The organism is Streptomyces sp. 6-11-2 (assembly GCF_006540305.1).
Lineage (GTDB): Bacteria > Actinomycetota > Actinomycetes > Streptomycetales > Streptomycetaceae > Streptomyces.
Genome location: NZ_BJOR01000001.1, coordinates 901,405 through 916,440 on the forward strand (window position 1 = coordinate 901,405; position 15,036 = coordinate 916,440).

At 73.3% G+C, this 15,036-nt stretch carries 1 protein-coding gene (only partly in view); it reads right to left on the minus strand.

All coding sequences use genetic code 11. The features are described 5' to 3' along the window. Positions 1-15,036: the end of a type I polyketide synthase gene (locus TNCT6_RS03915; RefSeq protein WP_141356587.1), read on the minus strand. It continues 16,686 nt past the right edge of the window; the window shows 15,036 of its 31,722 coding nt (coding positions 16,687-31,722); the start codon falls outside the window, past its right edge; it ends in the stop codon at positions 1-3.

Sequence of the window (15,036 nt, forward strand, 5' to 3'; positions counted from 1 at the left end):
TCAGTTCAGGCCGAGTTCGTCGTCGAGGAGCGCGAACATGTCCTCGTCGGAGGCCCCGTCCAGGTCGTCCTTCGAGGAGTCCTCGCCGGACGAGTCCGTACGGCCCAGCTCGGCCCACTTGGTCCTGAGGACCTCGATCCGGCCGGTCACCCGACGGTGCTCGTCCGCGTCGTCGAGGCTGAGTCCGGCGATCGCCTTCTCCAGCGCGTCGAGCGCCGAGAGCACCGAACCGGCGCCCGCCTGGTCGTCGGTGACGAGCCGTCCGCGCAGGTGCCGGACGACATCGGCCGTCGTCGGGTAGTCGAACAGCAGCGTGGCGGGCAGCCGCAGACCGGTGGCCGCGTTGAGCCGGTTCCGGAACTCGACCGCGGTCAGCGAGTCGAAGCCCATTTCCTGGAACTGACGCTCCGCGCCGATCGCCGAGCCGTCCCGGTGTCCGAGCACCGCCGCCGCCTGTCCGCGCACCAGCTTGAGCAGCACCTCCTCCTGCTCCTGCGCACCCAGTCCGGCGAGCTGCCGGGTGAGCGTGTCCGCGGACGGCACCGCACCCCGGGCCGCGGCCCGCCGCGCGGGCACCCGGATCAGGCCGCGCAGCAGGGCGGACACATCACCCCGGGCACGCAGTACGGCGAGGTCCAGCCGGACCGGCAGGGCCAGCGCCCGGTCGCCCGCGACCACCGCGTCGAACAGGGCGTGGCCCTGCTCGACCGTCAGCGGCGGCATCCCGGAACGCGCCAGGCGGTCGGCCTCGGCGTCCGAGAGGGTGCCCGTCATGCCGCTGTCCTGCTCCCACGGGCCCCACGCGAGGGACACGCCGGGCAGCCCGTCGGCGCGGCGCCGCGCCATCAGGGCGTCCAGGAACGTGTTGGCCGCCGCGTAGTTGGCCTGCCCCGCACCGCCGAACACACCGGCCACGGACGAGTAGACGACGAACGCGTCCAGGTCCAGGCCGCGGGTCGCCTCGTGCAGGTGCCACACCGCGTCCGCCTTGGGCCGCAGCACCGTGGCGAGGCGCTCCGGCGTCAGCGAGCCGACCACACCGTCGTCGAGGACACCGGCCGTGTGGACGACCGCCGACAGCGGACGGTCCTGGGGTGCCGCCGCGACCAGGGCGGCCACGGCCTCCCGGTCGGCGACGTCGCACGCCCGCACGGTGACCTCGGCGCCCAGTTCCTCCAGTTCGGCGACGAGCTTGCTCGCGCCGTCCGCCTCGAGACCGCTGCGGCTGGCGAGGAGCAGGCTCCGTACGCCGTGCGTGGCCACCAGGTGCCGGGCGAGGAGCCGGCCGAGGCCTCCGGTGCCGCCGGTGACCAGGACGGTCCCGGTGGTCCGGAACGTGCCGGACGTGCCGTCCGCCGCAGTGGCGGAGGCGAGTTCCGGCCGTGCGGTGTCGAGCCGGGCGAGGCGCGCGGCCACGACCTCGGTGCCGCGCAGCGCGAGTTGCGGTTCCTCGGCGCCGGCCGTCAGGGCCTCGACGAGCCCGGCAGACGGGTCCGCCGCGGCCGGATCGAGGTCGAGCAGGCCGAAGCAGCCGGGGTTCTCCGTCTGCGCCGACCGCACCAGGCCCCAGACCGCGGAGGCCGCGAGGTCCACGGTCCCGCCGCCGTCCACGGCGACCGCGCCACGGGTGACGAACACCAGCCGCGAGGCCGCGAGCGCCTCCTCGCCGGGCCACTGCTGAAGGAGCGCGAGCACCCGCGCGGTGACCTCCCGGACTGCGCCGGGCAGAGCGTCCCCGCCGGCCGGGGCTCCGGCGACCGGGACGAGCACCATGTCCGGTACGGCGGCGTCGGACGAGGCCGGCAGCGCGGTGAGGTCGGCCGCCGCGCCGACCGTGAGACCGGAGCCGGTGAGCGCGTCGGCCAGGCCGAAGGGGTCGTCCCCGACGACCGCGACCGACGCGGGCCGCGAGGCCCCGGTGCCGGCCACCGGCATCCAGTCGACGCCGAACAGCGTGTTCTGGTCTTCGCCCGCGGACTTCAGCTGGTCACCGGTGACCGTGCGGGTGAGGAGCCGGTCGACGGTGACCACCGGCGCACCGGCCGGGTCCACCGCGTTCACCGACAGCGCGTTGTCGCCCGCGGGGGCCAGCCGCACCCGCAGCGCCGAGGCGCCGGAGGCGTGCAGCGCGACGCCCTCCCACGAGAACGGCAGGGCCCCTCCGCCGTCGCCCTCCTCGGCGCCGGCGGCGCCCAGCATGGTGGCGTGCAGCGCGGAGTCGAGGAGCGCCGGGTGCAGACCGAAGTCGGCCGCCTCGCCGCTGCCTTCCTCGGGCAGCGCGACCTCGGCAAAGAGCTCATCGCCACGGCGCCACACGGCGCGCAGACCCCGGAAGAGCGGTCCGTACGCGAATCCCGCCTCGGCGAACGCCTGGTAGCAGTCCTCGGTGTCCAGCGGTTCGGCATCCCGCGGCGGCCACACCTCGGTGTCGAAGCCCTGGTCCGGTGCGGTGACGCCGGGCGCCAGGACACCGGCCGCGTGCTGGGCCCACTCCGACTCGCCGGCGCCTTCGGGACGCGAGTACACCCCGACCACGCGCCGGCCGGAGTCGTCCGGGACGGCGACGGCGACCTGCACCTGGAGCGCGCCCCGCTCGGGCAGGACCAGCGGCGCGGCGAGGGTCAGTTCCTCCACCCGATCGCAGCCGACCTCGTCGCCCGCGCGGACCGCCATCTCCAGCAGGGCCGTGCCCGGCAGCAGGACGGTGCCCATGACGGCGTGGCCGGCCAGCCACGGGTGCGAGGTCAGCGACAGGCGACCGGTGAACAACACACCCTGTCCCGCGGCGAGTTCGACGGCGGCGCCCAGCAGCGGGTGCTCGGCGGAGCCGAGACCGGCGGCGCGGACGTCACCGGTGGCGGCGGCCCGGCCTGTCGGCCAGAACCACTGGTGCTGGAAGGCGTAGGTGGGCAGATTCACCCGGCGGGCACCGGTACCGGCCAGCAGGTCCTGCCAGCCTCCCCCGATCCCCCGCGTGTACAGCCCGGCCCGGCCCAGCAGGGCGGTCGTCTCCTCGGCCGCGTTCTTGCGCAGCAGCGGGACGGTGACGGTGCCTTCGCCGGTCAGCGACTCCTGCGCCATCGCGGACAGGACTCCGTCCGGACCCAGCTCCAGGAACGTGGTCACCCCTTGCTCTTCGAGCGTGGCCACCCCGTCGGCGAAGCGGACCGCCTCACGGACGTGGCGCACCCAGTACTCGGGCGAGCACAGTTCCTCGACCGTGGCCAGGGAGCCCGTCAGGTTCGACACCACCGGGATCATCGGGGCGGCGTAGGACAGCGTCTCGGCAACCGCCCGGAACTCGTCCAGCATCGGATCCATCAGGGGCGAGTGGAACGCGTGCGACACCCGCAGCCGGGTGGTCTTGCGGCCCTCCGCCTCGAACCGCGCGGCCAGCTCCAGTACGGCACCTTCGACGCCCGACACCACTACGGACGTCGGTCCGTTGAGTGCGGCGATCGACACCTCGTCGGTGAGGTACGGGGTGACCTCATCCTCCGTGGCCTGCACCGCCACCATCGCGCCACCGGCCGGCAGCCCCTGCATCAGACGACCACGGGCAGCCACCAAGCGGGCCGCGTCCTCCAGCGAGAACACCCCGGCCACATGCGCGGCAGCGATCTCACCGATCGAGTGACCAGCCACGAAGTCCGGCCTCACACCCCACGACTCCACCAGCCGGTAGAGGGCGACTTCGACAGCGAACAACGCGGGCTGAGTCCACCCGGTCTCATTCAGCAGACCGGCGTCCTCACCCCACATCACCTCCCGCAGCGAACCACCCAACTCACCATCCAGAACGGCCAGTACGGCATCCAGAGCCTCAGCGAACACCGGGAACCGGCCATACACCTCACGACCCATCCCGAGCCGCTGCGACCCCTGACCCGAGAACAGCGCCGCCGAGCGACCGGACACCACCGTGCCCGACACCGCCGCCGGATCGGCCGCGCCCGCCGCCAGGGCGGTGAGGGCGCTGACCGACTCCTCGGGCTCACCGGCCAGCACCACCGCGCGGTGGGCGAACAGCGAGCGGGTGACGAGCAGAGAGTGGGCCACGTCGGCCGGACGCGGTGCCGGCTCTTCGGCGACCGCGGCGAGCAGGCGGGCGGCCTGGTCGCGCAGCGCCTCCGGCGTCTTGCCGGACAGCACCCACGGCACCACCGCGGGCTCCACCACGTCCGCCTCCGGTGCCGAGGCATCGACCACCGTGCCCCGGATCACCTTCGCGGGCTGCTCCAGGATCACATGGGCGTTCGTACCGCTGATACCGAAGGACGACACCCCCGCACGACGCACGTGCTCCGTCTCCGGCCACACGGTCCGCTCGGCAAGCAGCTGGACCGCGCCCTCGGTCCAGTCGACGTGCGAGGACGGAGCGTCGACGTGCAGGGTGCGCGGCAGCACGCCGTGCCGCATCGCCATGACCATCTTGATGACACCGGCGACACCGGCCGCGGCCTGCGTGTGACCGATGTTCGACTTCACCGAGCCCAGCAGCAGCGGCTGCTCCGGATCACGGTCCCGGCCGTAAGTGGCCAGCAGTGCCTGCGCCTCGATCGGGTCACCCAGCGTGGTACCGGTACCGTGCGCCTCGACGACATCGACGTCACCGGCCGACAGCCCGCCACTGGCCAGCGCCTGGCGGATCACCCGCTGCTGCGAGGGCCCGTTGGGGGCGGTGAGGCCGTTGGACGCGCCGTCCTGGTTGATGGCGGAGCCGCGCAGGACGGCGAGGATGTCGTGACCGTTGCGGATCGCATCCGACTGCCGCTCAAGGACCAGCATGCCGACACCCTCGGACCAGCCGACACCGTCCGCCGAGTCCGAGAACGCCTTGCACCGGCCGTCGGGCGACAGACCCCGCTGGCGGGAGAACTCGATGAAGGTGCCCGGGGTGGAGATGACCGTCACGCCGCCCGCCAGGGCGAGCGAGCACTCGCCTGCCCGCAGCGCCTGGGCCGCGAGGTGCATCGCCACCAGCGACGACGAGCACGCGGTGTCGACGGTGACGGCCGGGCCCTCGAAGCCGAAGGTGTACGAGACACGGCCGGAGGCCACGCTGCCCGCGCTGCCCTGACCCTGGAGGCCCTCGAACTCCTTGCCACCGAGGATGGAGCCGTAGTCGCTGTACATCACACCGGCGAACACACCGGTCGCACTGCCCCGCAGACCGACCGGGTCGATGCCGGCCCGCTCGATCGCCTCCCACGACGCCTCAAGGAGCAAGCGCTGCTGCGAGTCCGTCGCCAGCGCCTCACGCGGGCTCATCCCGAAGAAGTCGGCGTCGAACTCACCGGCGTTCTCCAGGAATCCGCCGGAGCGGGTGTACGACGTGCCGAGGTGCTCGGGGTCCGGGTCGTAGACCGACTCGATGTCCCAGCCGCGGTTGGCCGGGAACTCGGTGATGGCGTCCGTGTCTTCGAGAACCAGTCGCCACAGGTCCTCGGGCGAGGCGACCCCGCCCGGGTAGCGGCAGGCCATGCCCACGATGACGATCGGGTCGTCGGTCGTGGACGGCATCAGCTTCACCGGGAGCGCCGACTCGGTCTCGGCACCGAAGAGTTCGTCGTGCAGATGGTTCGCGAGCGTGGCCGCGTTCGGGTAGTCGAAGACCAGCGTCGCGGTCAGGCGCAGTCCGGTGGCCGCGCTCAGCCGGTTACGGAGCTCGACCGCGGTGAGCGAGTCGAAGCCGACGTCCCGGAACTGGGCCGCGGCGTCCACCGACGCGGCGTCGGCGTGTCCGAGGACCAGGGCCGCCTGGGTGCGGACCAGGTCGAGGAGCGCCTCCCGGCGTTCCTCGGCCGTGCGCGCGGTCAGGCGTGCCACGAGGCCGTCGGCGGTGACGGTTCCGCCCGCGACCGTGCGCCGGGTGCGGGTCCGGACGAGGCCGCGGAGTACCGCGGGCACCTCGCCCTGCGCGGCGAGCGCCGCCAGGTCGAGCCGGACCGGGACGACCAGGGCGGTGCCGGTGGTGTCCTCGGCGTCGGCCGCGAGCGCCGCGTCGAAGAGGGCGAAGCCCTGCTCGGCGGCGAGGGGCGGCATCCCGGACCGCGCCAGCCGTTCGGCCTCGGTGTCCGAGAGGGTTTCCGTCATGCCGCCCGCCTGGTTCCAGGGGCCCCAGGCCAGCGACAGACCCGGCAGACCGGCCGCCCGGCGGTGCTCCATGAGCGCGTCCAGGAAAGCGTTGCCCGCCGCGTAGTTGGCCTGACCCGCCCCGCCGAGGACGCCCGCCACGGACGAGAACACGACGAACGCGTCCAGGTCCAGGCCGCGGGTGGCCTCGTGCAGGTTCCAGGCCGCGTCCGCCTTCGGGCGCAGCACCCGGGCGAGCCGCTCCCCGGTGAGGGAGCCGATCACACCGTCGTCGAGGACGCCCGCCGTGTGCACGACCGCGGTGAGCGGGTGCTCCGCCGGGATCCCGGCGACCAGGGCGTTCACGGCGTCCGGGTCGGCGACGTCGCAGGCCTGGACCGTCACATCGGCACCGTGCGCGATGAGTTCGGCGACGAGTTCCGTGGTGCCGGGGGCGTCACCGCCTCGCCTGCTGACCAGCAGCAGGTTGCGGACCCCGTAGGCGTCGACGAGGTGCCGGGCGAACTGGGCGCCGAGGCCGCCGGTGCCGCCGGTGATCAGGACCGTGCCGTCGGCCTGCCACGCGGTGGGCGCGGGAGTGTCGGCGGGACGGGCCGACCGGGCGAGCCGGGCGGCGTGCGGCCGGCCGTCGCGCAGCGCGAGCTGCGGTTCGGCGGAGCCGAGCGTCGAGGCGAGGGCGGCGGCGGACTCGGGGGTCCCGTCCAGGTCGACGAGGCCGAGGGCGCCGGGGTGCTCGGTCTGGGCCGAACGGACCAGGCCGTGGACGGCCGCGGCGCCGACGTCCCGGGTGCCGACCACGCCGCGCGTCACCAGGACGAGGCGGGCGCCCGCGAGCCGGTCGTCGGACAGCCGGCGCTGGACGGTGTCCAGCGCGTCGGCGGTGAGCCGGTGTGCCGCGTCGGAGGCCGGCTCGTCGGCGTGCGAGGCGACGCCGAGGACGACCACGTCCGGCGCGGGCCGGTCCGCGGCGACCGTCGCGGCCACCAGGGCGGCGACGTCCGGGTAGGTCCGCACGGTCGTGCCGGCGCCGGTGAGCGCGGCGGCGAGCCCGAGCGGGTCGCCGTCCGTGCCCAGGAGCGCGGCGGTCGCGGGGGCCGGCTCGGTTGCCTGGGCGGGGGTCCACTCGATGCCGAAGAGCGCGTCACGCAGCAGCGCGTCGGTGCCCGTGGTGTCGAGTCCGGTGACGCTCCGGGTGACCAGGGAGCCCACCGAGACGACCGGCGTGCCGGACGGGTCCACGGCGCTGACGGACAGCGTCCGGTCACCGGTCGGCGTCAGCCGGACGCGGAGCACGGTGGCGCCGGAGGCGTGCAGCGAGACGTCCGTCCAGGAGAAGGGCAGTCCGGCCGTGCCGCCGTCGGCGGCCGGGGTCAGCAGCAGGGCGTGCAGCGCGGAGTCGAACAGGGCCGGGTGCAGACCGAAGCCGGCGACCGTGTTCTCGGTGCCCTCCGGCAGAGCCACCTCGGCGAACCACTCGTCGCCGCGGCGCCAGGCCGCGCGCAGGCCCTGGAAGAGAGGTCCGTACGCGAATCCGGCCTCGGCGAACTCCTCATAGCACCCGTCGGCGTCGACGGCCTCGGCGCCCTCGGGCGGCCACACGCTGGTGTCGAGGGCGGCGGGGGCCGGACCGCTGCCGGCGGGGGCCAGCACACCGGCGGCGTGCTGCGACCAGGCGGTGTCGCCGGTGCCCTCGGGACGTGCGTACACGCCCACGACGCAGCGGCCGGCGGCGTCGGGTGCCTCGACGGCGACCTGGACCTGGACGGCGCCCCGCTCGGGCAGGACCAGCGGCGCGGTGATGGTCAGTTCCTCGACCCGGTCACTGCCGACCTCGTCGCCGGCGCGGACCGCCATCTCCAGCAGGGCCGTGCCCGGCAGCAGGACGGTGCCGTTGACGGCGTGGTCGGCCAGCCAGGGGTGCGAGTGCAGTGCCAGGCGTCCGGTGAACAGCACGCCCTCGCCCGCGGCAAGTTCGACGGCGGCGCCGAGCAGCGGGTGTTCGGCGGAGCCGAGACCGGCGGCGCGGACATCACCGCCGCCGAGCGGGGCCGCAGGCCAGAACCACTGGTGCTGGAAGGCGTACGTCGGCAGTTCCGCGCGGCCTGCGCCGGTACCGGCGAACAGGGCGGACCAGTCGATCCGCAGCCCGCCGGTGTGCAGGCGGGCGAGCGCGGCGACCGCGGTGGTCTCCTCGTCGCGGTCCCTGCGCAGGACCGGGACGGTGACGGCCTCGTCGCCGGTCAGCGACTCCTGCGCCATCGCGGACAGGACCCCGTCCGGACCCAGCTCCAGGAACGTGGTCACACCCTGCTCCTCGAGCGTGGCCACCCCGTCGGCGAAGCGGACCGCCTCACGGACGTGGCGCACCCAGTACTCGGGCGAGCACAGCTCCTCGGCCGTGGCCAGGGAACCCGTCAGGTTCGACACCACCGGAATCACCGGGGCGGCGTACGCCAACTCCTCGGCCACCGCCCGGAACTCGTCCAGCATCGGATCCATCAACGGCGAGTGGAACGCGTGCGACACCCGCAGCATCGTCGCCTTGCGGCCCTCCGCCTCGAACCGCGCCGCGACCTCCAGTACGGCACCTTCGGCACCCGAGACGACCACTGAGGTGGGTCCGTTGACGGCGGCGACCGACACTTCCTCGCTGAGGTACGGGGCGATCTCGTCCTCGGTGGCCTGGACGGCGACCATCGCGCCACCGGCCGGCAGCGCCTGCATCAGACGACCACGGGCAGCCACCAGGCGAGCGGCGTCCTCCAGCGAGAACACCCCGGCGACGTGCGCAGCGGCTATCTCACCGATCGAGTGACCGGCCACGAAGTCCGGCCTCACACCCCACGACTCCACCAGGCGGTAGAGGGCGACTTCGACAGCGAACAGTGCGGGCTGAGTCCACCCCGTCTCGTTCAGCGGACCGGCGTCCTCACCCCACATCACCTCCCGCAGCGAACCACCCAACTCACCATCCAGAACGGCGAGAACGGCATCCAGAGCCTCAGCGAACACCGGGAACCGGCCATACAACTCACGACCCATCCCGAGCCGCTGCGACCCCTGCCCCGAGAACAACGCCACCGAGCGACCGGTGCGGGCCGGGCCAGACACGGCCGCGGGATCGGGCTCGCCCACCGCGAGGGCCGCCAGGGCGCGGGCCGCGGTGTCCACGTCGGTGGCGAGGACGACCGCGCGGTGCTCGAACAGCGACCGGGCGGTGACGAGGGAGGAACCGACGTCCACGAGCGGACGGTCGAGGTGTGCCTCCACCGAGGCGAGCAGCTTCGCCGCCTGACTGCGGAGCGCCTCCGGCGTCCCGCCGGACAGCACCCACGGCACCATCGCGGGCTCCACCACGTCCGACTTCGGCGCTGCCGAACCACCGACCACGGTCCCCCGGATCACCTTGTCGGGCTGCTCCAGGATGACGTGGGCGTTGGTGCCGCTGATGCCGAAGGACGACACACCCGCACGGCGAACGTGCTCGGTCTGGGGCCATGCGCTCTGCTCGGTGAGCAGTTCGACGGCGCCTTCGGTCCAGTCGACGTGCGAGGACGGAGCGTCCACGTGCAGGGTGCGCGGCAGCACACCGTGCCGCATCGCCATGACCATCTTGATCACGCCGGCGACACCGGCCGCGGCCTGCGTGTGACCGATGTTCGACTTCACCGAACCCAGCAGCAGCGGCTGCTCCGCGTCGCGGTCACGGCCGTAGGTCGCAAGCAGCGCCTGCGCCTCGATCGGGTCACCCAGCGTGGTACCCGTACCGTGCGCCTCGACCGCGTCGACCTCCTGGGCGGAGAGTCCGCCGCTGGCAAGGGCCTGGCGGATCACCCTCTGCTGGGACGGGCCGTTGGGGGCGGTGAGACCGTTGGAGGCGCCGTCCTGGTTGACGGCGGAACCGCGGACGACCGCGAGGATCTGGTGACCGTTGCGGATCGCGTCGGACTGCCGCTCAAGGACCAACATGCCGACACCCTCGGACCAGCCGACACCGTCCGCCGAGTCCGAGAACGCCTTGCACCGGCCGTCGGGCGACAGACCCCGCTGACGCGCGAAGTCCACGAACACGGCAGGCGTGGACATCACGGTCACACCACCGGCCAGCGCGAGCGAGATCTCACCCGACCGCAACGCCTGCATCGCCCAGTGCATCGCCACCAGCGACGACGAGCACGCCGTGTCCACCGTGACCGCAGGACCCTCGAAGCCGAAGGTGTACGAGACACGGCCGGAGGCGAGGCTCGGCGAGCTGCCGCTGCCCTGGAAGCCCTCGAACTCCGGGCTGCCCAGCATCGCGCTGTAGTCGCTGTACATCACACCGGCGAACACACCGGTCGCACTGCCCCGCAGACCGACCGGGTCGATGCCGGCCCGCTCGATCGCCTCCCACGACGCCTCAAGCAGCAGCCGCTGCTGCGAGTCCGTCGCCAGCGCCTCACGCGGGCTCATCCCGAAGAAGCCCGGGTCGAACTCCCCCGCCTCATGCAGGAATCCACCGGACCGGGTGTAGGCGGTGCCAGGATGGTCGGGGTCCGGGTGATACAGGTTCTCCACGTCCCAGCCACGATTGGTGGGGAAGCCGGAGACAGCGTCCGTGCCCTCGGTGACCAGGCGCCACAGATCCTCGGGCGAGGCGACCCCGCCCGGATAGCGGCAGGCCATGCCCACGATCACGATCGGATCGTCCGCCACGGCCGCCGTGCCGCTCCGCACCAGCTGGATGTCGGCTTCGGTGCCGAGGAGTTCGTCCAGGATGAAGCCGACCAGGACCTCGACGGTCGGGTAGTCGAACACCATCGTGGCGGGCAGGCGCAGTCCGGTGACCGTGTTCAGGCGGTTGCGCAGTTCGACCGAGGTGAGCGAGTCGAAGCCGAGGTCCCGGAAGGCGCGCGTGGGGTGGACGGCCGTGGCGTCGGCGTGGCCGAGCACCAGGGCGACCTGGCCGCGGACGAGGTCCACGAGCACTTCCCGGCGTTCGACCGCGTCCAGGGCGGCCAGCCGGTCGCGCAGACCGGTCGCCGTCCCCGAGCCCGCGACCGCCGCACGACGCGAGCGGCCCCGGATCAGCGAACGGAGCAGCGGCGGCACATCGCCCTGACCGCGCAGGGCGGGCAGGTCGAGCCGGACGGGTACGAGCGCGGCGTCATCGGTGGACAGGGCGGCATCGAAGAGGGCCAGACCCTGCTCGACGGCGAGCGGGGGCACTCCGGAGGCCGCGAGCCGCTTGAGCTCCGCGTCGGAGAGTGTGCCGGTCATGCCGCCGGTGCCGGTCTGCTCCCAGGGGCCCCAGGCCAGCGACAGACCCGGCAGACCGGCCGCACGGCGGTGCTCCATCAGGGCATCCAGGAAAGCGTTGCCCGCCGCGTAGTTGGCCTGACCCGCATTGCCGAAGACACCGGCGACCGACGAGAACACCACGAAGGCCTTCAGATCCAGGTCGCGCGTCGCCTCGTGCAGGTTCCAGGCCGCGTCCACCTTCGGACGCAGCACGGCGGACAACCGCTCCGCAGTAAGAGACGCGACCATACCGTCGTCCAGCACACCCGCCGAATGCACCACCGCCGACACCGGATACGCGGCCACCAGCTCGGCCACCGCCCCACGATCCGTCACATCACACGCCACCACCGTCGCCCGCGCACCCGACTCCGCCAACTCCGCCACCAGCTCGGCCGCACCCACGGCCTCACCACCACGACGACTGACCAGAACCAGCTCACGCACCCCGTACCCGGCCACCAGATGACGCGCCACCACCGCACCCAGACCACCAGTACCACCCGTCACCAACACCGCACCCTCCCCACCGAACACCCGAACGGCCTCGGCAGTGGGAGCGGGACGACGGACCAGACGGGCGGCACGGAGCTCGTCGTCCTGGAGGCGGAGCTGAGGTTCGTCGCCCAGGAGGGCGGCGAGCGGGAGCGGACGGGTGGTCTCGGGGTCGAGGTCGATCAGACCGAAGCAGCCCGGGTTCTCGGACTGGGCGGAGCGCACCAGGCCCCAGACCGCGGCGGCGGCCGGGTCGTGGCCGGTGGTCGCGCCCCGGGTCACGAAGACGAATCTCGTGGCGGAGTGACGCTCGTCCTCCAGGCGGGTCCGCACCAGCTCCAGCACGTGCCGGGTGAGGACGTGGGTGACGGCCGGCGTGTCGGCCGGGGTGTCGGCCCCCGCCTCGTGCTCTTGGGCGGCGACGGGCAGCAGCACCAGTTCGGGCAACTCGGCGTCGTCCGTCAGGGAGGCGCGCCGGCCGATCTCGGTGCCGGCCGCCCGCAGGCTCTCGACGAGCCCGAAGGGATCCTCGCCGACGATCTCCGCCGTCGGCTCCGCGGTCGCGGCCGGGGTGGCCTCGGTCCCCGTGACCGGGGTCCAGTCGAGGCGGAACAGGGAGTCGCGGACGAGTGCCGCGGCGGAGCTGAGCGCCTCCGCGGGCACGGCGCGCATGGTGAGCGCCCGGACGGCGGCCACGGGGGCGCCGGTGGTGTCGGCGACGGCCAGCGTCAACGTGCCGTCGGTGTCACGGCCGAGCCGGACGCGGACGGAGGAGGCGCCGGAGGCGAGCAGCGAGACGCCGTTCCAGGAGAACGGCACGCTGCCGGTCGTGCCGTCACCGGCCGGGGCCGCGAGCCAGGCGGCGTGCAGGCCGGCGTCGAGCAGTGCCGGGTGGAGGCCGAAGCTCTCGGCCTCCTTCTGTGTGCCGTCCGACAGCGCGATCTCCGCGAACACCTCGTCGCCGCGGCGCCAGGCGGCCCGCAGACCCTGGAAGGCGGGACCGTAGGCGAAGCCGTCGGCCTCGCGTGCCTCGTAGAAGCCGGTCAGATCGACGGGCTCGGCGTTCACCGGCGGCCACACCGTGGCGTCGAACGGCGCGGCGGCCGTCGGGAGCCCGGTGGCGAGGACACCGGTGGCGTGCTGGGTCCAGGGGGCGTCGGTGGACTGCTCCGGGCGTGAGTGGACCGTGACGGTACGGCGTCCGGCGGCGTCCGCGACGCCCACCCGCACCTGAGTGCGGACCGCGCCCTGCGCGGAGAGGACCAGCGGGGCGGCCAGGGTCAGTTCCTCGACGTGGTCGCAGCCGACCTCGTCGCCCGCGCGGACCGCCATCTCCAGCAGGGCCGTGCCCGGCAGCAGGACGGTGCCGTGGACGGCGTGGTCGGCCAGCCACGGGTGCGAGTGCAGTGACAGGCGCCCGGTGAAGACCAGGTCCTCGCCCTCGGCGAGTTCGACGACCGCGTTGAGCAGCGGGTGGGCTGCCGAGCTGATGCCGACGGAGTTGACGTCCGTGGCGTCGCGCTTGCCGGCGGGCCAGAAGGGCCGGTGCTGGAAGGCGTAGGTCGGCAGTTCGAGGGGGCGGGCGCCGGTGAGGGCCGGGAACCCGGCCCAGTCGACGCGGGTGCCGGTGGCGTGCAGCCGCCCGAGGGCGGCCAGGGCCGTGCGCTCCTCGGCCGCGTTCTTGCGCAGCAGCGGGACGGTGACGGTGTCGTCGCCGGTCAGCGACTCCTGCGCCATCGCGGACAGGACTCCGTCCGGACCCAGCTCCAGGAAGGTGGTCACCCCTTGCCCTTCGAGCGTGGCCACCCCGTCCGCGAAACGGACCGCCTCGCGAACGTGGCGCACCCAGTACTCGGGCGAGCACAGCTCCTCGGCCGTGGCCAGGGAACCCGTCAGGTTCGACACCACCGGAATCACCGGGGCGGCGTAGGACAGCGTCTCGGCGACCGCCCGGAACTCGTCCAGCATCGGATCCATCAGGGGCGAGTGGAACGCGTGCGACACCCGCAGCATCGTCGCCTTGCGGCCCTCCGCCTCGAACCGCGCCGCGACCTCCAGCACGGCACCTTCGGCACCCGAAACGACCACCGAGGTAGGCCCGTTGACGGCAGCGACCGACACCTGGTCGGTGAGGTACGGGATGACCTCGTCCACGGTCGCCTGGACGGCCACCATCGCGCCACCGGCCGGCAACGCCTGCATCAGACGACCACGAGCCGCCACCAGGCGAGCGGCGTCCTCCAGCGAGAACACCCCGGCCACATGCGCGGCAGCGATCTCACCGATCGAGTGACCAGCCACGAAGTCCGGAGTGACTCCGAAGGACTCCACCAGGCGGTAGAGGGCGACTTCGACAGCGAACAACGCGGGCTGAGTCCACCCCGTCTCGTTCAGCAGACCGGCGTCCTCACCCCACATCACCTCCCGCAGCGAGCCACCCAACTCGCCATCCAGAACGGCGAGAACGGCATCCAGAGCCTCAGCGAACACCGGGAACCGGCCATACACCTCACGACCCATCCCGAGCCGCTGCGACCCCTGACCCGTGAACAGTGCCGCACGACGGCCCGACGTGGGGCTGCCGGTGGCGACGGAGGGGTGGGGCTCGCCGGACGCGAGGGCGGCCAGGGCGTGCACCGCCTCCTCGTGCTCGGTGGCCAGCACCACGCCGCGGTGGGCGAACAGGGAACGCTGGGTCACGAGGGAAAGTGCCACGTCGGCGGGGCGCAGTCCGGGCGTCAGACGGACGTGCGTGAGCAGGCGGGCGGCCTGGTCGCGCAGCGCCTTCGGCGACTTGCCGGACAGCACCCACGGCACCACCGCGGGCTCCACCACGTCCGCCTCCGGCACCGTAGCGGCAACCACCGTGCCCTGAACCACCCTTGCCGGCTGTTCCAGGATCACGTGGGCGTTGGTGCCACTGATACCGAAGGAGGAGACACCGGCGCGGCGCACCCGGTCCGTCTCGGGCCACTCCGTCTGCTCGGTGAGCAGCTCGACGGCACCGGCACTCCAGTCGACGTGCGAGGACGGCTCGGTGATGTTGAGGGTGCGGGGCAGTACACCGTGGCGCATCGCCATGATCATCTTGATGACACCTGCGGCACCGGCCGCGGCCTGCGTATGCCCCAGGTTGGACTTCACGGAGCCGAGCAGCAGGGGACG